Consider the following 19,732-nt stretch of genomic DNA (forward strand, 5'->3'; position numbering starts at 1 on the left):
GCCACCTTCTGCCACAAGGGGAGAAGGGAAGAAGAGCGCTGAATCGCTAAATCACACTTTCGCCTTCGTGCTGGAAGCCGAGATAGCTCGCGGCCACCCGTTCGTTGGCGGCGATGTCGCTGGCCTTGCCGCTGAGCACGAACTCGCCGAGCTCCATGACATAGGCATGGTCCGCGATCTTCAGTGCGGCCTGCGCGTTCTGCTCGACCAGCAGCACGGAGACCCCGGCGGCGCGGAGCTCGGTGACGATACGGAAGATGTCGGCGACGATGATCGGGGCCAGGCCCAGGCTCGGCTCGTCCAGCATCAAGAGCTTCGGCTCGCCCATCAGCGCGCGGCCCATCGCGAGCATCTGCTGCTCGCCGCCGGAGAGCGTGCCGGCGAGCTGCTTGCGCCGCTCCTTCAGCCGCGGAAACAGCGCATAGACCCGCTCCATCGAGGCTTTGGCCTTGCTGCGCTCGATCCGGAACGCGCCCAGCTCGAGATTGTCCTCGACATTCATGGTCACGAACAATTCGCGATGCTCGGGAACGAGACCGAGGCCCATCGCGACACGGTCCTCGATGTCGAGGCGGGCGAGATCCTGCCCGGCAAAGGCGACGCGGCCCTTCAGCGGCAGGATTCCCATGATGGCCGAGAGCAGCGTGGTCTTGCCGGCGCCGTTGGCGCCGACAATGGTGACGATCTCGTTGGCGCCCACCTCGAGCGAGACCGAACGCACCGCCTCGACCTTGCCATAGGCGACATGCGCGTCGGTGACGGACAACAGCGTGCTCATGCCGCCACTCCGAGATAGGCCTTGATCACTTCGGGATTGGTCTTGATCGTCGCCGGCGTGCCCTCCGCGATCTTGGTGCCGAAATCGAGCACCACGATGCGGTCGGCAAGGTTCATCACGAAGCCCATGTCGTGCTCGACCAAAAGGACGGACATCCCGCCGTCGCGCAGCTCGCGGAGCAGTGTTGCCAGCCGCTGCTTTTCCATGTGGCGCAGTCCGGCTGCCGGCTCGTCGAGCAGCAGCAGCATCGGATCGACGCAGAGCGCGCGGGCGATCTCGACGATGCGCTGCTGGCCGAGCGAGAGCGAGCCTGCCAGCTGGTGCATCTGCTCGGCGAGGCCGACGCGCTCGATCTGGCGGGCGGCCTCGGCGAGCAGCTTGGCCTCGTCAGCGCGGTCGAGCCGCAGCATCGAGGAGATTGGGCCGGAATGGCCGCGCAAATGTGCGCCAATCGCGACGTTCTCCAGCACGGTCATGTCGGGGACGAGCTTGACGTGCTGGAAGGTCCTGCTGATACCGAGCTTGACGATCTCCTGTGGCGGCGCGTTGTCGACCTTCCTGCCGAGCACCGAGATCGAGCCCGAGGTTGCCGACAGCACGCCGGTAATCAGGTTGAAGGTCGTGCTCTTGCCGGCGCCGTTCGGGCCGATCAGTGCGACGATCTCGCGGGCCTGCACGTCGAAGGACACGTTGTTCACCGCGACCACGCCGCCAAACTGCTTTCGCGCCTTCTCGACCTGAAGCAGGACGCCGGTCTCGGCGGGCGCGCGGGTGCGATGCTCCAGCTTCAGCGAGGTGTCCGGCTTCCTGCCGTCGGTGCGCTCGGGCAAGAACGACATCAGCCAGGGCCAGAGGCCGCCGGGCGCAAGCTGCAGCAGCGCCACCAGCATGATGCCGAACACGATGGTCTCGACCTGGCCGGAGCCCGGCAGGATCAGCGGCAGATAGCTCTGCAGCACCTCTTTCAGGATCACGACGATCGCCGCGCCCAGCACGCCGCCCCAGACATAGCCGGCGCCGCCGACCACTGCGATGAAGAGATATTCGATGCCCATATGCGCGCCGAACGGCGTCGGGTTCACGGCGCGCTGGAGATGGGCGTAGAGCCACCCGGACAGGCCGGCGAGCACCGCGGCGTGGATGAACACCAGCAGCTTTGCCCGCGGCGTGTGGACGCCGAACGCTTCGGCGGCGACATGGCCGCGGCGCAGCGCGCGGATGGCACGGCCGGTGCGGGAGTCCAAGAGGTTCATCGTCAGCAGGGCCGAGAGAATCACGGCGACCCAGATCGCGTAATAGATCGAGCCGGGCGAGAGCATCTTGAAGGCACCGATCGACAGCGGCGGGATCGCCGAGATGCCGTCATTGCGTCCGAGAAACTCCAGCTTGCTGAACAGGTAGAACAGCCCAAGCCCCCAGGCGAGCGTGCCGAGCGGCAGGTAATGCCCCGAGAGGCGTACGGTGATCAGCCCGAGCAGCACCGCGAGCGAGCCGCTGACCACGAGCGACAGCGGCAGCGTCAGCCAGGGCGACAGGCCATAGGCCGTCGTCAGCACGGCGGTGGTGTAGGCACCGAAACCGACGAAGGCGGCCTGGCCGAACGAGGTGAGGCCGCCGACGCCGGTCAGCAGCACGAGGCCCATCGCGACCAGCGCGGCAAGGCCGATATTGTCGAGCAGCACGATCCAGAACGGGGGCACGCCCGGGATGAGCGGGATCGCCGCCATGAGAATCGCAAAGACGAGGATGGGAAGCCGGCTCTGCATCGGGCTCAGTCCTTCTCTTCCTCGACCGCGGGCGCGGCGAGCGAGCGCAGCAGCAGCACGGGGATCAGCAGCATGAAGACGATCACCTCCTTGTAGTTGGAGGCATAGAAGGACGAGAACGCCTCGACGATGCCGACCACCAGCGCCGCGACGGCGGTGAGGGGATAGCTGACCAGGCCGCCGATGATCGCGGCAACGAAGCCCTTCAGCCCGATCAGGAAGCCGGAGTCGTAATACAGTGTCGTGATCGGCACGATCAGGATGCCGGAGAGTGCGCCGATCACGGAAGCCAGCAGGAAGGCGATCTGGCCCGACAGCGTGGTGCGGATGCCGGCTAGCCGCGCCCCGAGCCGGTTGACCGCGGTCGCGCGCAGCGCCTTGCCGTAGAGCGTCAGGCCGAAGAACAGCCAGAGCGCGACGATGAAGGCGATGGTGATGGCATAGACGGTGATGCTCTGGCCGGTGAAGCGCAATGCGCCGGCGGTGAAGGCGCCGGACAGCACGGCAGGCCCGCGCTGGCCTTCGGCGCCGAAGAACAACAGGCCAAGTCCCTGCAGCGCGAGATGGACGCCGACCGAGGCGATCAGCAGCACCAGCACCGAAGTGTGCGCCAGCGGCTGGAAGGCGATGCGGTAGAGATAGAGGCCGATCATCGCCACGATCACCAGCGACAGCGCGATGCAGACCGCGACCGGCGGCTTCTGCGCGGCGAGCGACAGGGTCAGCGCCAGCACGATCGCCGGCAGCACGACGTTGGCGATGAAGCTGCGGACGACCAGCCGTCCGTGCAGCGCCTTGCGCGCCACGAACAGGTCGAAGACGAAGGCGCCGATGCCGAGCGCCAGCGCCAGCTTTGCCGTGCCCGGCATCTGGCCGGCGGCCAGCGAGGCATAGGTCAGCGCGCCGTAGGTGACGAATTCGCCCTGGGGAATGAGGATGACGCGGGTGACGGCGAACACCAGCACCAGCGCCAGGCCGAGCAGCGCATAGATCGCGCCATTGGTGATGCCGTCCTGCACCAGGAACAGCATGATGGTGGTATTCAAGACCGGACGCTCCCCCTAATCCGGACCGGTCCCCTCGATTGCGGTGGACGGTCCGCTCACAGCCATTGAAAAACGCAGGCGATATTTGGTATGGTCCATAACAATTATCAAATATAACTTCAAGGGTGGGAACGACCCGCCCCGGAATTTAGCGGGATTACGAGCACGACGCGATGACCGTTTCCAAAACCGCTGAAAAGTCCTCCGACAAGCCGGCCGACGCGGCCAAGGGCCGCAAGGAGGCAGGCGAGCCGCAGGCGGAGGCCCTCCAGCTCGGCGAGCTTTCCGAGCAGCTCGGCTATGTCCTGAAACGTGCGCAGCTCAAGGTGTTCGAGAATTTCCTGCGCTGCATGGCCTCGCTCCAGCTGACGCCGGCGCAGTTCTCGGTGCTGCTCCTGGTCGAGAAAAACCCCGGCCGTAACCAGACCGAGATCGCCTCCACGCTCGGCATCCTCAGGCCGAACTTCGTAGCCATGCTCGACAATCTGGAGAGCCGCGACCTCTGTGCGCGGATCCGCTCCACCAACGACCGGCGCTCGCACATCCTGGTCTTGACCGACAAGGGCAAGGCCGTGCTGGCGCGCGCCAAGAAGCTCGTCGCCACCAAGCACGAGGCCCGGCTGAACGATCTGCTCGGCCAGGCCAACCGCGAAGCCCTGATCGAGATGCTCGCGAAGATCGCCAACGAGTTTTGACTCTTACCCTCTAGGGGAGGGTAAGCGAACGTCAATCCACCAAAATCACCCTGATGTCGTTCACGTTGGTCAGCGTCGGTCCAGGCTGTAGCAGGTCGCCGGTCGCCTCGAAAAACGTGGTGGCGTCGTTGTTGGCGAGATAGGCCTGCGGCTCGAGCCCCAGCGCCTTCATCTTCGCGAACGTCGCCGCATCGATCAGCGCGCCGGCGGGGTCGGTCGGGTGGCCGGCGCCGCCATCGGCGCCGTCGGTGTCGCCGGCCAGCGCCGCGATGCCGGAAGTGTCCTTCAAGAGCGAGGCCAGGGCCAGCGCGTATTCCTGGTTCGGCCCGCCGCGCCCGTTGCCGCGCACGGTGACCGTGAGCTCGCCGCCGGAGAGAATCGCGACGCGCTTGCCCTGGCTGCGTGCCTGAAGCGCCAGCCTGGCGTGATCGGCGGCGACCTCGCGCGCCTCGCCTTCGAGATCGGCGCCGAGATCGATGGTCTCGTAGCCGGCCTCGCGCGCGAGCTTGACCGCAGCGTCCAGCGACTGCTTGGGCCGCGCGATCAGCTCGAACGACGCGTGCGCAAAGGCGGCGTCGCCCGGCTTGCAGCTCTCGTTGTTGGGATCGTCGAGCGCGCGCCGCACCGCATCGTCGATGTCGAGCCTGTATTTCGCCACGATCGCGCGCGCATCCGCCAGCGTGGTCGGATCGGGCACGGTGGGGCCGGAGGCGATCGCGGACGGATCGTCATGCGGCACGTCGGAGATCGCGAGCGTCACGATCTCCGCGGCGTTGCTGCCAGCGCGAGCGAGGCGGCCGCCCTTGATCCGCGACAGGTGCTTGCGCACGACGTTCATCTCGCCGATCGGCGCGCCCGAGCGCAGCAGCGCCCTGTTGACCGCCTGCTTCTGCGCGAAGCTGATGCCCTCCACCGGCGCGATCCAGTTGGCCGAGCCGCCGCCGGTGAGCAGCACCAGCAGGAGATCGTCCGGCCCGGCCTCGCCCGCGAGTGCGAGCGTGTCGGCCGCGCCCTTCAGGCCGGCTTCGTCAGGCACGGGATGACCGGCCTCGACCACGCGAATGCTGCGCGTCGGCACGCCGTAGCCGTGGCGCGTGGTGGCGATGCCGACGAGGCGCTCCGGCGCCAATCCCAGCGCATCGAGATAATGCCGCTCCGCGGCCGCGGCCATCGCGCCGGCGCCCTTGCCGGCCGCGAGGCAGATCACGCGCCCCCTGGGCGCAGGTCGCAGGTGAGGGGCCAGCACCATTTCGGGATGGGCGGCGGCGACGGCCGCGTCGTAGAGCGCGCGGAGCAGGGGGCGTCGGTCGGTCATGGACAATGGCCTTGCGCAGACTGGACTGGCGGCGACGAGGTCGCCGCCATCTGCCTACCGCATCGTGTGCCAAAGCGTAAGCGCCTTCGCCGTCATTCGATTTTGCAATCGCGTGATCATAATTGCCACACAAGCAGAAGCCCCCTGCGCGATCAGCGCAGGGGGCTCGTCGTCCGGGCTTTGAAGCTTCTAGCCGCCGGCGTCGGCGCTGATCACCTCGCCGAACAGGTCCCACTTGTCGCCCTTGAACTTCATCAGCTGCAGCGAGCTGATCGGTGCGAAGTCGTTCGGCCCGGTACTGATCTTGATGCCGGGCAGCAGCACTTCGGTGCGGAAGTCCTTCAGGCTCGCCGCCTGCTTCATGACGTTCTCGCGCGTGAGATTGTCTCCGCATTTCTTCAGCACTTCGACCAGCGTCTGCGCGACGCCGTAGCCGACGATGGTGCCGCCGTCGAGCTTGTCGCCCTCGGGGAAGTACTTCGTCATGAACTCCAGGAACGCCTTCATGCCGGCGTCGTCCTTCCACTGCGGATCGGAGACGTCCTTCAGATAGGCGGCCGAGATGATGTCCTGCGAATTCTCGAAGCCGGCGGGCTTGATCACGCTGCCGACCGAGGCCGAGACGTTGTTGAGGAAGTGGGTCGGCTTCCAGCCGATCTCGGAGATCTTCTTGATCGCCTGCGCAGCGAACTTCGGCGTGGTGATGTTGATGAAGACGTCGGCGCCGGTGGCTTTCAGCTTGACGATGTGGTTGTCGATGGTCGGCTCCGAAGTCTCGTAGCTTTCCTCCAGCACGATCATGCTCGCGGCCTTGGCCCCCAAGCCGTCCTTCAGGCCCTTCAGGTAATCCTTGCCGTAATCGTCGTTCTGGTAGAGCACGCCGATCTTGGCGTTCGGCATGGCCTTGAGGATGTATTTCGCGTAGATCTGCGTCTCGCTCTGGTAGTTGGGTTGCCAGCCCATGGTCCACGGGAAGTTCTGCGGATCGTTCCACTTGGTAGCGCCGGTGGCGACGAACAGCTGCGGCACCTTCTTCGAGTTCATGTATTTCTGGATCGCGGAGTTCGGCGGCGTGCCGAGCGAGTTGAAGACGAGCAGCACCTCGTCGCTCTCGACCAGCTTGCGCGCCTGCTCCACCGTCTTCGGCGGCGAGTAGGCGTCGTCGTAGGAGACGAAATTGATCTTGCGGCCGTTGATGCCGCCCTCTTCGTTGATCTTCTTGAAATAGGCGGCTTCGGTGCGACCGATGATGCCGTAGGCGGAGGCCGGTCCGCTGTAGGGCATGATGTTGCCGATCTTGATCTCGGTGTCGGTCGCACCGGTATCGTATTTTTTCTGGGCCGTTGCGGTTGAGGCCGAGGCCGCGATGAGCGCGAGCGCCAATGATGCGGCCGCAAGCTTGCCGGTGACAGCAGGCATTCCAATCTCCCTGTTTTTTCTTTGTGTGTGCGTCCCTTTTCTTGTCTCGTTTTTCTTCGCGACGCGGCCGCAATTCAATACGATTTGCCTGAACGCTTCAAGGAAAAGCCCCTGCGGCATGGCCGCAGGGGCTGCGTCTTTAGTTCGATTTGGCTACATCTTGAGCAAGTGGTTAATGGTCAGCCGCCGACGTCGCCGCTCAGCACCTCGCCAAATGGCACCCAATGCTCGCCCTTGAACCGGATCAGCTGCAGTTGCGAGAGCGGCGCGAAATCGGTCGCCGAGGTGTTGACCTTGATGCCCGGCAACAGGCCCGCCGGCTCGAAGTCCTTGATGTTGGCGGCCTGCTTCATGATGTTCTCGCGGGTGAGATTGTCACCGCAGGCCTTGAGCACGTGAACGAGGCCTTGGGCGACGATGTAGCCGTACATTACCGAGGCATCGGCGCGGTTCGCTTCCGGATAGTACTTATCCAGAAATTCGTTCCAGGCGATCATCGCCTTGTCGTTTTTCCACTGCGCGTCGGTCGGATCCTTGAAATATTGCGACGAGATGATGTCCTGCGCGTTCTCGAATCCGGCCGGCTTGATTACGCTGCCGATCGAGGCCGAGACGTTGTTGAGGAAGTGCAGCGGCTTCCAGCCGATCTCGGCGTTCTTCTTGATCGCCTGTGCCGCGAATTTCGGCGTCGTGATGTTGAAGAACACGTCGGCGTTGGTCGACTTCATCTTGACGATGTGGGAGTCAATGGTCGGCTCGGAGACTTCGTAGCTGTCCTCGATGACGATCATCGAGGCGGCCTTGGCTCCGAGCCCGTCCTTGAACCCCTTCAGATAGTCCTTGCCGTAATCGTCGTTCTGGTAGAGCACGGCGATCTTGGCGTTCGGATGGTTCTTCAGGATGTACTTGGCGTAGATGATCGACTCGATCTGGTAGTTGGGTTGCCAGCCCATCGTCCACGGGAAGGTCTGCGGGTCGTTCCACTTCGTGGCGCCGGTGGCGACGAACAGCTGCGGAACCTTCTTCTGGTTCATGTACTTCTGGATCGCCGAGTTCGGCGGGGTGCCGAGCGAGTTGAAGATCAGCAGCACCTCGTCGCTCTCGACCAGCTTGCGCGCCTGCTCCACGGTCTTCGGCGGGGAATAGGCGTCGTCATAGGTGATGAAGTTGATCTTGCGGCCGTTAATGCCGCCTTCTGCGTTGATCTTGCGGAAATAGGCCTCTTCGGTCTTGCCGATCACGCCGTAGGCGGACGCGGGACCGCTATAGGGCATGATGTTGCCGATCTTGATCTCCGTGTCGGATGCGCCGGTGTCGTATTTCTTCTGCGCGAGCGCTGTCGTGGACAGCGTGGCGGCTAGCACGAGGGCAGCCGAGAAGGCCCCCAATCGCACATGCATTGCAGGCATTTTGATCTCCCTGGACAGGATTGAATGTGTCGTTTGTTGTTATTGGGAGCGATCGTTGCGCGTCGCTCCGTCACGCATTCAATACCTATCCACGGCCGTCAGCAAGAAGAACGCCTGCACGGGCCTCGCGCAGGCGGCGATCTCGTCGAAGGGCGGTGCTGAATATTCCGGCGCGTGAGATTCTTTTTGCGGGGCAAACTCACCGCTTGAGTTGCTTTACGAGAAGGCGGCTATTTTGAATTGCTTCGTTCAGTGGCTCATCTCGCTCGAGATGATGTCGCCGAACAGCTCCCATTTCCTGCCCTTGAAGCGCATCATCTGCAGCTGCTCGATCGGGGCGAAATCGTCGGGCGCGGTGTTGATCTTGATGCCTGGCAGCAGCGTGTCGGGTGCGAAGTCCTTCAGGCTGGCGGCCTGCTTCATGACGTTCTCGCGGGTGAGATCGTCGCCGCACATCTGCAGCACCTTCACGATGGTCTGTGCGGCGGCATAGCCGTACACGACGCCGGCATCGAGCTTGTTGGCCCTGGGCTCGTATTGCGCGAGGAAACTGTAGAACTTCTTCATGCCGTCGTCGGCATTCCACTGCGGGTCGGAGCCGTCCTTGGTGTAGGTCGCCGACAGGATGCCTTGCGAGACTTCAATGCCCGCCGGCTCCAATACGCCGCTGACCGAAGCCGAGACGTTGGAGATGATGTGCATCGGATGCCAGTTGATCTCCGCGGCTTTCTTGATTCCCTGCGCGGCGAATTTCTGGTTGGTGAGGCTGATGAAGATATCGGCGCCGGCCGCCTTCAGCTTCACGACTCGCTCGTCGATTGCGGGCTCGGACGTGTCGTAGGCTTCCTCCCGCACGATCATCGAAGCCTTGGCGCCGAGGCCCTCCTTCAACCCGTTTAGATAGTCCTTGCCGAAATCGTCGTTCTGGTAGAGCACGCCGATCTTTCCGTTTGGCTTCTCCTTCATGATGTATTTGGCATAGATCCGGGCCTCGCTGACGTAGCTCGGCTGCCAGCCCATGGTCCAGGGATATTGCTTGGGGTCGTTCCATTTCGAGGCGCCGCTCGCCACGAACAATTGCGGCACCTTCTTCTCGTTCATGTACTTGCGGATGGCGCTGTTGGTGGAGGTGCCGAGCGAGCCGAAGATCAGCAGCACATTGTCGCTCTCGACCAGTTTTCGCGCCTGTTCCACCGTCTTCGGCGGCGAATAGCCGTCGTCATAGGAGATGAATCTGATCTTGCGGCCGTTGATGCCGCCCTCGGCATTGATCTTGTTGAAGTAGGCTTCCTCGGTCCTGCCGATCGCGGCATAGCCGGAGGCCGGACCGCTGTAGGGCATGATGTTACCGATCTTGATCTCGGTATCGGACGCGCCGCTGTCGTATTTCTTCTGCGCCAGCGCCTCGCCGCTCATTGCAGTGCACAAGGCAAGCGCGGCCCAGAGCGTCGCAACCTGGGAACGAACGGCGGCCATTGCTCTCCTACCCCGGGATGGATCGATCGCATTGAACAAGATTGGCGCCTGTCGTCAACAAAAAGCCCCCGCGACTGTCCGCGGGGGCTCCTCGTCCTCGATCATCGCGTCACGCGTCACTCGGAGGCGACGTCACCGCTGATGATCTCGCCGAACAGTTCCCACTTCTCGCCCTTGAAGCGCATCATCTGCAGCTGCGCGATCGGAGCGAAGTCGGTGGCGCTGGTGTTGATCCTGACACCGGGCAGCAGCGTATCCGGAGCAAAGTCCTTCAACGAGGCGGCCTGCTTCATGATGTTGGCGCGGGTGAGATCGTCACCGCACATCTCCAGCACCTTGGCCAGCGTCGAGGCGGCGCCATAGCCATAAACCATGCTGGTGTCCGACTTGTCGGCACCCGGCATGTACTTGTCGACGAACTCGTTCCACTTCTTCATGCCTGGGTCGTTGGCCCATTGCGGATCCGTGGAGTCCTTGGCGTAGGCGGCCGACAGCACGCCCTGCGCGTTCTCGAAGCCAGCCGGCTTCATCACGCTGCCGACCGAGATCGACACGTTGGTGAGGATCTGGAGCGGTTTCCAGCTGAGCTCGGCGGTCTTCTTGATGGTCTGGGCCGCGAACTTCGGCGTGGTGTAGATCAGCAGCACGTCGGGATTGGCGGCCTTGATCTTGACGATATGGCCGTCGATCGACGGCTCGGAGACCTCGTAGCTCTCCTCCATGACGATCATGGACGAGGCCTTGGCGCCGAGGCCGTCCTTGGTGCCCTTGAGGTAGTCTTTGCCGAAATCGTCGTTCTGGTAGAGGATCGCGATCTTGGCGTCCGGCTTCTCCTTCATCAGCCACTTCGCGTAGATCTGCGCTTCGCTCTGGTAGGAGGGCTGCCAGCCCATGGTCCAGGGGAAGTTCTTCGGGTCGTTCCACTTGGTGGCGCCGGTCGCGACGAAGAGCTGCGGGATCTTCTTGGAGTTCAGATACTTCTGGATCGCACTGTTCGAGGGCGTGCCGAGCGGATTGAAAACGACCAGCACCTCGTCGCTCTCGACCAGCTTGCGGACCTGCTCGACGGCCTTCGGCGGCGAATAGCCGTCGTCATAGGTGACGAAGTTGATCTTGCGGCCGTTGATGCCGCCCTTGTCGTTGATCATCTTGAAATAGGCTTCTTCGGTCTTGCCGATGATGCCATAGGCCGACGCCGGACCGCTGTACGGCATGATGTTGCCGATCTTGATCTCGGTATCGGACGCGCCGGTGTCGTATTTCTTTTGGGCGAGTGCAGCGCCGGAGGTGAGAGTGATGGCCGCCGTTGCCGTGATCAGCGCGGCGGCTCGCAGTGTTCTTCCAAAATACAATTCGGTCTCCTTGGTTAATTCAACGGGTCTTCAGTTCTTCCTGAGCTTGCCGACGAGTTGCTGGCCCAGGATCGCGACCTGCCTTGCGCCGTGCGGCACGAGGTAGATGACGAGGAACAGCAGCACGCCGAATACCGCGCCGGAGAGGCCCTTGGAGATGCTCTCCGCCATGTTCGGCACGAAGATGATGAAGGCCGCACCGACGAACGAGCCGGGCAGCCAGCCGACGCCGCCGACCACCATGCCGAGGAACAGCGAGATCGCGAGCGTGATGGTGTAGCTGTCGGGTGCGACGAATTGCACCGCGATGGCGCCGAGCGAGCCGGCAACGCCGGTGATGCCGGCGGACACGCCGAAAGCCAGCGTCTTGTACAGCGCGACGTTGACTCCCATCGAGGAGGCCGCGATCTCGTTGTCGCGGATCGCCATGAAGGCGCGGCCCGAGCGGGAGCGCAACAGGTTCACCGAGAAGATGTAGATCGCGACCGTCACGGCGAGCGTGAAGTAGTACAGCCACATGTCCTGCGACATCGGCAGGCCGAACGGCGCGTCCGGCTTGGTGACGACGAGGCCCTGCACGCCGCCGGTCCAGTGCTCGAGGAAGTTCAGCTTGAGCAGCTGCGGCATCGCAGTCGCAAGCGCGAAGGTCGCGAGTGCGAGATAGATGCCGGACAGCCGCAGCGCCGGCTTGCCGAACAGGTAACCGAATCCGAAGCAAATCACGGCGGAGATCGGAATGGTCAGCGCGTAGTTGACGTTGGCATGTTCCATCAGCACCGCCGACACATAGGCGCCGACGGCGTAGAACGCGCTCTGGCCGAGCGAGAACTGGCCGCTTCCGCCGGTCAGGATGTTCAGCGCCAGCACCGCGAGCCCGTAGATCAGGAGCATCGTCATTTGGAAGATGATGAAGTTCTTGACGAACATCGGCACGATCAACAGCGCGGCCAGCACCACCAGCGAGGTGCCGGTGCCCAGCGTCATGGCCCGCTTCGGAACCGCCTCGACCGCCTCGTGGCCCTCAGCGACGACTTCTTCTGCTGCGCTCATGATCAAACTCGCTTGACGATATGCCGGCCGAACAGACCAGCGGGTTTGACGACCAGGACGGAGATGATCAGCGCGAGCGCGATCGGGAGTTTCAGCTCATTGCCGACGCCGGGAATGTAGGTACCGGCCAGATTCTCGAACACGCCGACCAGGAAGCCGCCGACCACGGCGCCGAACGGGCTCGACAGCCCGCCGAGCACCGCCGCGGCGAAGCCGTAGATCAGCACGCCGCCCATCATGTTCGGCTCGAGGAATACGACAGGTGCGATCAGCATGCCGGCGATCGAGCCGATCGCGGTCGCCATGCCCCAGCCGAGCGCGATCATCCAGCTCGTGTTGATGCCGACGAGGCGGGCCGATTCGGGCACCGACGCTGCGGCTCGCATCGCAAGGCCGATGCGCGTGTACTGGAAGAAGAAATAGAGCGCGAGCAGCAGCGCCACGGTGACGCCGATCATGCCGGCCTGGTGCGTCGAGATCAGCTGGCTGCCGAGAAACGGTGCGGAGCCGAACGGGGTCGGATATTGCTTGATCGTGAAGTCCCAGATCAGGCCCGCCGAGGAGTTGATGATCGCAAACAGCGCGATGAAGCCGGCGACGTTGGTGAGCACCGGCGCCTTGACGAGCGGCTTGAACAGGATGCGCTCGATCGCGATGCCGGCAACGAAAGAAAATGCCAGCGTGATCAGGAAGGCAGCCCAATAAGATACGCCCCACTGCATCAGCTGCCATGAGATGAAGGTCGAGAACATCGCCATCTCGCCTTGCGCGAAGTTGAGATGGTCGATGGCCTGGTAGATCATGACCACGGCGAGCGCCATGCATGCATAGATCGCCCCCGTGGCGATGCCGGCCAGGACCTGGTTGGTGAACAGCTCCATTGTGCCGGCTCCCTCAGTAACCCAGATAGGATTTGCGGATTTCTTCGTTGTTCGCGATGTCCTTGGCCTTGCCCGACATCACGATGCGCCCGGTCTCGATCACATAGGCCTGGTCGGCGAGCTCGAGCGCGAGCTGGGCGTTCTGCTCGACCACCAGGATCGAGACCTTGTCCTCGCGGTTGATCTTGCCGAGGATGCCGAACAGGTCGCGCACCACCAGCGGCGCGAGGCCGAAGGAGGGCTCGTCGAGCAGCATCAGCCGCGGTCGCAGCATCAGCGCGCGGGCGACCGCGAGCATCTGCTGCTCGCCGCCGGAGAGCGTGCCGGCCTGCTGGGTATGGCGCTGCTTCAACACTGGGAAATGCGCGTACATGCGCTCGATGTCGGAGACGATGCCGGCGCGGTCCTTGCGGGTGATGGCCCCCAGCTGGAGATTCTCCTCCACCGTCATGTTGGTAAAGGTGCCGCGGCCCTGCGGCACGTGGGCGATGCCGAACCGCACGATGCTCTCGGTCGAACGGTTGTTCAGCGGCTTGCCTTCGAACTCGACGCCGCCGGTGGAGCGCACCATGTTGCAGATCGCGCGCAGTGTGGTGGTCTTGCCGGCGCCGTTGGCGCCCAGCAGCGTCACGAGCGAACCCTCGTTGAGCGAGAAGGACAGGCCATGGAGCGCCTGGACCTGGCCGTAATAAGCGCGCAGGTCCTTGACGTTGAGCAGTGGCGTCATTGATCCTTGCTCCCGAGATAGGCCTTGATGACGTCCGGGTCCGCCTGCACCTGGGCGGGCGTGCCTTCCGCGAGCTTCTTGCCGAAATTCAGCGCGACGACATGGTCGGCGATCGACATCACGAGGCCCATGTGATGCTCGACCAGGAGCACGGTCATATGGCGCTCGTCGCGGATTTTGCGGATGAGATCGCCGAGCACATGAACTTCCTCGTGGTTGAGGCCGCCGGCGGGTTCGTCGAGCAGCAGGATCTTCGGATCGGCCGCCAGCGCACGCGCCAGCTCGACCCGCTTCTGCGTACCGAACGGTAGGCCGGATACGACGGTATGGGCGACGTCCTCGAGGTCGAGGTAAGCAAGGATCTCGTGCACCTTCTTGTTGATGCTGGTCTCGCTGCGCCGGACCCAGGCAAGCTTCAGGGAGTCGCTGATAATGTCGCTCGAGGTCTTCGAATGGGCGCCGACGCGGACGTTGTCCATCACCGAAAGGTTGGGAAACAGCGCCACGTTCTGGAAGGTGCGGCCGATGCCGATCTCGGCGATCCGGTGCGGCGGCCGCGTCAGGATGCTCACGCCGTCCATCAAGATGTCGCCGGACGACGGCTGGTACAGCCGCGACAGGCAGTTGAAGAGCGTGGTCTTGCCGGCGCCGTTCGGGCCGATCAATCCGAGGATGGCTCCCTTGTGCATGTCGAAGGACACGCCGTTGAGCGCGACGATGCCGCCGAACACGACGCTGACGTCGCGAACCGCGAGCAGGGGCGATCTACCCTGCGCGAGCTGTGCCTGCGTCATCTCGTCTCGCTCACGTCGTTCAGTGAGCGATGGGGCGATGCGAGCCGCTCCCGATGATGACAAAGGCTATCTGAATCCCTCGGCCACACGCGCAACTTTTCCTCCTGATTTCAGCTTTTGCTGATGTCTTTTTTTGAATGCGGCATCAGACCCCCGAGCGCCGCCTCGATGTTCCTTACCATCGCTAAGAGACGCGGTCCAATGTCGTTGATCAAACGCTCTTCCGTGAAACGGAATGCGGGCGCGCCGCAATTGAATGCGTAAGGCCCGGTTCCGTCGTTGAGCTTGAGCGCGACGCCGGCGGCGCCGATGTCGTCGTGCCAATCGCCGACCGAAATCGCAAAGCCGTATTTCGCGACCGTCTCGCCGGAACGTTCCAAGCCCTCGCGCATCTTCGGCCAGCGGCTGCCGTAATGTTCGCGCAGGATGCGCGACACTTCGGCGCGACCTTCGTCATCGAGTGCCCAGAAATAGGCGCGGCCCATCGCACTGGTTGCAATCGGCACGCGCGAGCCGACGTCAAGTTGAACGCCGACCGTCTCGGTGCCGCGGCTCTGCCCGAAATAGATCATGCTGTGACGGTCGCGGCCGCCGACGGCGACGGCGCCGCCGGTCGCGCGCATCACTTCCTCGCGGAACGGCTCCGACAAATGCCGGACGCCGAGATTGGCGAGCGCCGCGTAACCCAGCGACATCGCCGCCGGTGCGAGCTGGTATTTCTCGAAGCGGGGAACCGGAGTCAGATAGCCGAGCTTGGTCAGCGTGTAGGTCAGCCGCGACACGGTCGGCTTGGGCAGATTGGTTCGGGCCGCAATCTCCTGGTTGCCGAGCAGGCCGTCATTGGGGTGGAACGCGCGCAATACATCCAGTCCGCGGGAAAGCGCGACGACGAAATTCCGATCGGTCGCGGTCTTCTTTCCTGTACGCTTCATCCCTGATCTGCTTCTTGCGCGGAGTCGTTGACAACGTCCGTGCTTCAAAATAACCCTGCCGTCAAGATGCGGAATTAAATTCCGCACCGCGAAATCGAAACAAAAGCAAATCCCCACCAAGGAGGGACACCGTGAGCGAAGTGGTCAAGCTTGAGCGTCATGACGAAGTCGGGATCGTCACGGTCAACAGCCCGCCGGTCAACGCGCTGAGTGCCGCAGTCCGCGGCGGCATCCTGGAGTGCATCAAGGCCGCCGTCGCCGATCCCGCGATCAAGGGCATCGTCCTGACCTGCGCCGGCCGCACCTTCATCGCCGGTGCCGACATCACCGAGTTCGGCAAGCCGCCGAAGCCGCCGGCGCTCAACGACGTGCTGTCCGAGATCGAAAATTCGCCAAAGCCCGTCGTCGCCGCGATCCACGGCACCGCTCTCGGCGGCGGCCTCGAGGTCGCGCTTGCCTGTCATTTCCGCGTTGCGGTGAAGGAGGCCAAGCTCGGCCTGCCCGAGGTCAAGCTCGGCCTGTTGCCCGGCGCCGGCGGCACCCAGCGCCTGCCGCGCGCGGTCGGGCCGGAGCTCGCGGTCAAGATGATCGTCGGCGGCGATCCGATCGGCGCGGCGGAAGCGCTGAAGAACGGCCTGATCGAGGAGATCGTCGAGGGGCCGGCCTCCGGCGGCGAAGCCTTCGTGCGCAAGCTGATCGCGGAGAAGCGTCCGCTGCGCCGCCTGCGCGACGACGATTCCAAGCTCGCTGCCGCCAAGGCCGACCGCTCGATCTTCACCAACGCGGTCGCCGCGATGACCAAGAAGTCGCGCGGCCTCGAGGCGCCGTTCGCGGCGGCCGATGCTGTCGGCTACGCCATCGACCTGCCGTTCGACGAAGGCCTGAAGAAGGAGCGCGAGGGCTTCCTCAAGCTCGTCGCCAGCGACCAGTCCAAGGCGCAGCGCTACGCCTTCTTCGCCGAGCGCGAGGCCAACAAGATCGCGGGCGTGCCTGAAGGCACCAAGCCGCGTCCGGTCAACCGTGTCGCCATCCTCGGCGCCGGCACCATGGGCGGCGGCATCGCGATGTCCTTTGCCAATGCCGGCATTCCCGTCACCCTGATCGAGACCGCCGAGGAGCCGCTCAAGCGCGGCATGGGCGTGATGCAGAAGAACTGGGAGGCGACCGCCGCGCGCGGCGGCATCCCGGCCGATGCGCCCGCCAAGCGCATGGCGCTGATCGACGGCAAGGTCGGCATCGAGAATGTCGGCGACGCCGACCTCGTCATCGAGGCCGTGTTCGAGACCATGGCGGTGAAGAAGGAGGTGTTCGGCAAGCTCGACCAGTACGCCAAGCCGGGCGCCGTGCTCGCCTCCAACACCTCGTATCTCAACATCGACGAGATCGCGAAGTCGACCAACCGTCCGCAGGACGTGCTCGGCATGCACTTCTTCTCGCCGGCCAACGTCATGAAGCTGTGCGAGATCGTGCGCGCCGACAAGACAGCGCCCGATGCGCTGGTCACCGCCGTGACGATCGCACGCAAGATCGCGAAGGTGCCGGCCGTGGTCGGCGTCTGCGACGGCTTCGTCGGCAACCGCATGCTGGCCCAGCGCGGCAAGCAGTCCGAGAAGCTGCTGTTCGAAGGCGCGCTGCCGCAGCAGGTCGATGCCGTCGTCACCAAGTTCGGCATGCCGATGGGCCCGTTCGCGATGGGCGATCTCGCCGGCCTCGACATCGGCTGGCGCTCGCGGAAAGATCGCGGCATCAAGTCCGAGATCGCGGACGCGCTGTGCGAAGCCGGTCGCTTCGGCCAGAAGACCGGCAAGGGTTACTACAAGTACGAAGCGGGCTCCCGTGCACCGCTGCCCGATCCTGATGTCGAGAAGCTGATCGACGAGACCTTAGCTCGTCTCGGCCGCAAGAAGCGCGTCGTGAGCGACGAGGAGATCCTCGAGCGGATGATGTATCCGATGATCAACGAGGGTGCGAAGATCCTGGAGGAGGGCATCGCCGCCCGTCCCAGCGACATCGACGTGGTCTGGCTCTACGGCTATGGCTGGCCGATCTACCGCGGCGGCCCGATGTACTGGGCCGACAGCGTCGGCCTCAAGCACATCGCCGATCGCCTCGCCTTCTACGCCAAGGAGACCAACGACCCCAGCCTCGAGCCCGCCCCGCTGCTGAAGAAGCTCGCCGCGGAGGGCAAGACGTTCGCCTCGCTGGCTGCGGAGTCTAAAGCAGCGTGATCGGGGCTTCGTCCCAACCTTCGTCATTCCGGGATGCGCCGCAAGGCGCAGGCCCGGAATCCATAACCCCAGCTGGTGGTTATGGATTCCGGGCTCGCGACTTCGTCGCGCCCCGGAATGACGGTCTGTGTTAGTTGTTCGCTCGAGCAATCAGGAAAATGACCCATCCCGGCGAACAGTTTTATCCCGAGGGCGTGCGGTGGGACGACCCCATCGTCCAGGGCACGCTGCCGGACCTTCTCGCAAAGGCCGCCGCCGATTTCGGCCCGCGCACCGCGCTGGAATTCCGCGACCGGCCCATCAGCTACACCGAGCTCGCAAGCTTGGCCGATCGCGCCGCCGCAGCGTTCCTGCGCGAAGGCATCGGCAGGAACAGCTCGGTCGCGCTGTTCCTCGGCAACACGCCGGATCACCCCGTCAGCTTCTTCGGCGCGCTGAAGGCCGGGGGCCGCGTCGCGCATCTGTCGCCGCTCGACGGGGAGATCGCGCTGACGCACAAGATCACCGATTCCGGCTCGCGCCTGCTCGTCACCTCCAACCTCCAGGCCCTGCTGCCGACCGCGCTGAAATTCCTGGAGAAGGGCCTGATAGACAAGCTCGTCGTCTGCGAGGACGATCATTGGGGCAAGGTCGGCACGCCGCAGGCGGCGATCCCTGACGATCCCCGCATCGTTACCTTCAAGGCGTTCGTCGAGGGCGCCACCGCGCCTGCGCAATGGCCAGTCGTTGCGGCCGACGACGTCGCGCTGCTGCAATATACCGGCGGCACCACCGGCCTGCCGAAGGGCGCGATGCTCACGCACGGCAATCTCACCTCGGCGGTGTCGATCTACGACGTCTGGGGCAGGCCGGCCCGCGCCGCCCGCGGCGAGACAATCGAGCGCGTGATCTGCGTGCTGCCGCTGTTCCACATCTACGCGCTCACGGTGGTGCTGCTGTCCTCGCTCCGCCGCGGCAATCTGATCTCGCTGCATCAGCGCTTCGACGTCGAAGCCGTGATGCGCGACATCGAGGTCAAGCGTGCGACGTATTTCCCAGGCGTGCCGACGATGTGGATCGCGATCGCCGCGCTGCCCGATCTCGACAAGCGCGACTTCTCCTCGCTCGCCACCATCGGCTCCGGCGGCGCGCCGCTGCCGGTCGAGATCGCGAGCTTCTTCGAGCGCAAGGTCGGCAAGAAGCTGAAGAGCGGCTGGGGCATGACCGAGACTTGCTCGCCCGGCACCGGCCATCCGCCGACCGGTCCAGATAAGCCGGGCTCGATCGGCCTGACGCTGCCCGGCATCGAGCTCGACGTCGTCGCGCTCGACGATCCCAGGCGCGTGCTGCCACCGGGTGAGATCGGCGAGATCCGCATCAAGGGCCCGAACGTCACCAAGGGCTACTGGAACAAGCCGGAGGGATCCACGGAAGCCTTCGTCGATGGCCGCTTTCTCACCGGCGACATCGGCTATGTCGATGCCGACGGCTATTTCTTCCTGGTCGACCGCAAGAAGGACATGATCATCTCCGGCGGCTTCAACGTCTACCCGCAGATGATCGAGCAGGCGATCTACACCATTCCGGGCGTGCATGAGGTGATCGTGCTCGGCATTCCCGATCCCTATCGCGGCGAGGCAGCCAAGGCTTTCATCAAATTGAGGCCCGAGGCAAAGCCGTTCACGCTCGACGAATTGCGCGCGCAGCTTGCCGGCAAGCTCGGCAAGCACGAATTGCCGGCCGCGGTCGAGTTCGTTGACGACCTGCCGCGCACGCCGGTCGGCAAATTGTCGCGCCACGAATTGCGCCAGCAGCAGAAACCGTCGTCCGGGATTCGCGCTGCCGATGCCCCCGCAATGACGAAAATGAAGTAACGTTTCACAGG

General features: G+C 64.0%; 16 protein-coding genes and 1 pseudogene. 4 read left to right on the forward strand and 13 right to left on the reverse strand.

Going from position 1 to position 19,732, the window contains the following annotated elements; translation table 11 throughout:
* Nucleotides 1–46: 46 nt before the first annotated feature.
* The 3 genes from I6F37_RS24745 to I6F37_RS24755 are packed head-to-tail and all read right to left on the reverse strand — an operon-like array spanning nucleotide 47 to nucleotide 3,590.
* A complete protein-coding gene (locus I6F37_RS24745) occupies nucleotides 47–778 on the reverse strand; it encodes an ABC transporter ATP-binding protein (protein WP_035997921.1) in 732 nt (243 codons plus the stop codon).
* The gene (locus I6F37_RS24750) at nucleotides 775–2,544 is read right to left on the reverse strand and encodes an ATP-binding cassette domain-containing protein (protein ID WP_051056811.1); all 1,770 of its coding nucleotides are present in this window, start codon (nucleotides 2,542–2,544) and stop codon (nucleotides 775–777) included. The genes I6F37_RS24745 and I6F37_RS24750 overlap by 4 nt, the downstream gene beginning before the upstream one ends.
* A 5-nt stretch (nucleotides 2,545–2,549) precedes the next feature.
* Nucleotides 2,550–3,590, reverse strand: coding sequence for a branched-chain amino acid ABC transporter permease (locus I6F37_RS24755; protein ID WP_035997923.1), 1,041 nt, complete (start codon nucleotides 3,588–3,590; stop codon nucleotides 2,550–2,552).
* Between the two features lie 173 nt (nucleotides 3,591–3,763).
* On the opposite strand from I6F37_RS24755, the gene I6F37_RS24760 reads away from it, so the two are divergent.
* Nucleotides 3,764–4,285: a MarR family winged helix-turn-helix transcriptional regulator gene (locus I6F37_RS24760; protein WP_035997926.1), complete on the forward strand. Its 522-nt coding sequence runs from the start codon at nucleotides 3,764–3,766 to the stop codon at nucleotides 4,283–4,285.
* A 31-nt stretch (nucleotides 4,286–4,316) separates the two neighbouring features.
* On the opposite strand, the gene I6F37_RS24765 is transcribed toward I6F37_RS24760, so the two are convergent.
* The 3 genes from I6F37_RS24765 to I6F37_RS24775 form a co-directional block, all read right to left on the reverse strand.
* The gene (locus tag I6F37_RS24765; protein WP_225152977.1) at nucleotides 4,317–5,600 is read right to left on the reverse strand and encodes a glycerate kinase; all 1,284 of its coding nucleotides are present in this window, start codon (nucleotides 5,598–5,600) and stop codon (nucleotides 4,317–4,319) included.
* 189 nt (nucleotides 5,601–5,789) lie between these two features.
* Nucleotides 5,790–7,019: an ABC transporter substrate-binding protein gene (locus I6F37_RS24770; protein WP_035997932.1), complete on the reverse strand. Its 1,230-nt coding sequence runs from the start codon at nucleotides 7,017–7,019 to the stop codon at nucleotides 5,790–5,792.
* 179 nt (nucleotides 7,020–7,198) lie between these two features.
* Nucleotides 7,199–8,428 carry an ABC transporter substrate-binding protein gene (locus tag I6F37_RS24775; RefSeq protein WP_035997935.1) on the reverse strand — a complete coding sequence of 410 codons (1,230 nt, stop codon included), beginning with the start codon at nucleotides 8,426–8,428 and terminating at the stop codon, nucleotides 7,199–7,201.
* Between the two features lie 55 nt (nucleotides 8,429–8,483).
* Between I6F37_RS24775 and I6F37_RS45585 the strand changes: the two genes are divergently transcribed.
* Nucleotides 8,484–8,606, forward strand: a complete 123-nt coding sequence (locus I6F37_RS45585; RefSeq protein ID WP_276573787.1) for a hypothetical protein — start codon at nucleotides 8,484–8,486, stop codon at nucleotides 8,604–8,606.
* Between the two features lie 71 nt (nucleotides 8,607–8,677).
* On the opposite strand, the gene I6F37_RS24780 is transcribed toward I6F37_RS45585, so the two are convergent.
* The 7 genes and pseudogenes from I6F37_RS24780 to I6F37_RS24810 form a co-directional block, all read right to left on the reverse strand.
* Nucleotides 8,678–9,904 (reverse strand): ABC transporter substrate-binding protein, encoded by a 1,227-nt coding sequence (locus I6F37_RS24780; RefSeq protein ID WP_109142407.1) that lies wholly within the window; start codon nucleotides 9,902–9,904, stop codon nucleotides 8,678–8,680.
* A 116-nt stretch (nucleotides 9,905–10,020) separates the two neighbouring features.
* A complete protein-coding gene (locus I6F37_RS24785; RefSeq protein WP_109142408.1) occupies nucleotides 10,021–11,256 on the reverse strand; it encodes an ABC transporter substrate-binding protein in 1,236 nt (411 codons plus the stop codon).
* 30 nt (nucleotides 11,257–11,286) lie between these two features.
* Nucleotides 11,287–12,306, reverse strand: a complete 1,020-nt coding sequence (locus tag I6F37_RS24790; RefSeq protein WP_036021517.1) for a branched-chain amino acid ABC transporter permease — start codon at nucleotides 12,304–12,306, stop codon at nucleotides 11,287–11,289.
* 2 nt (nucleotides 12,307–12,308) lie between these two features.
* Nucleotides 12,309–13,187, reverse strand: a complete 879-nt coding sequence (locus I6F37_RS24795; RefSeq protein ID WP_035997949.1) for a branched-chain amino acid ABC transporter permease — start codon at nucleotides 13,185–13,187, stop codon at nucleotides 12,309–12,311.
* A gap of 13 nt (nucleotides 13,188–13,200) precedes the next feature.
* Nucleotides 13,201–13,914, reverse strand: coding sequence for an ABC transporter ATP-binding protein (locus I6F37_RS24800; RefSeq protein WP_035997952.1), 714 nt, complete (start codon nucleotides 13,912–13,914; stop codon nucleotides 13,201–13,203).
* Nucleotides 13,911–14,708 carry an ABC transporter ATP-binding protein gene (locus I6F37_RS24805; RefSeq protein ID WP_225134601.1) on the reverse strand — a complete coding sequence of 266 codons (798 nt, stop codon included), beginning with the start codon at nucleotides 14,706–14,708 and terminating at the stop codon, nucleotides 13,911–13,913. Before I6F37_RS24805 ends, I6F37_RS24800 begins: the two co-directional genes overlap by 4 nt.
* A gap of 66 nt (nucleotides 14,709–14,774) precedes the next feature.
* Nucleotides 14,775–15,640: pseudogene (locus tag I6F37_RS24810) on the reverse strand (IclR family transcriptional regulator).
* Between the two features lie 131 nt (nucleotides 15,641–15,771).
* On the opposite strand from I6F37_RS24810, the gene I6F37_RS24815 reads away from it, so the two are divergent.
* Both I6F37_RS24815 and pimA read left to right on the forward strand, forming a co-directional pair.
* A complete protein-coding gene (locus tag I6F37_RS24815) occupies nucleotides 15,772–17,868 on the forward strand; it encodes a 3-hydroxyacyl-CoA dehydrogenase NAD-binding domain-containing protein (protein WP_225152979.1) in 2,097 nt (698 codons plus the stop codon).
* A gap of 158 nt (nucleotides 17,869–18,026) precedes the next feature.
* Nucleotides 18,027–19,721, forward strand: a complete 1,695-nt coding sequence (gene pimA / locus I6F37_RS24820; RefSeq protein ID WP_225152981.1) for a dicarboxylate--CoA ligase PimA — start codon at nucleotides 18,027–18,029, stop codon at nucleotides 19,719–19,721.
* Nucleotides 19,722–19,732: the final 11 nt, after the last annotated feature.

This window comes from Bradyrhizobium sp. NBAIM08, from assembly GCF_020193935.1.
GTDB lineage: Bacteria > Pseudomonadota > Alphaproteobacteria > Rhizobiales > Xanthobacteraceae > Bradyrhizobium > Bradyrhizobium yuanmingense.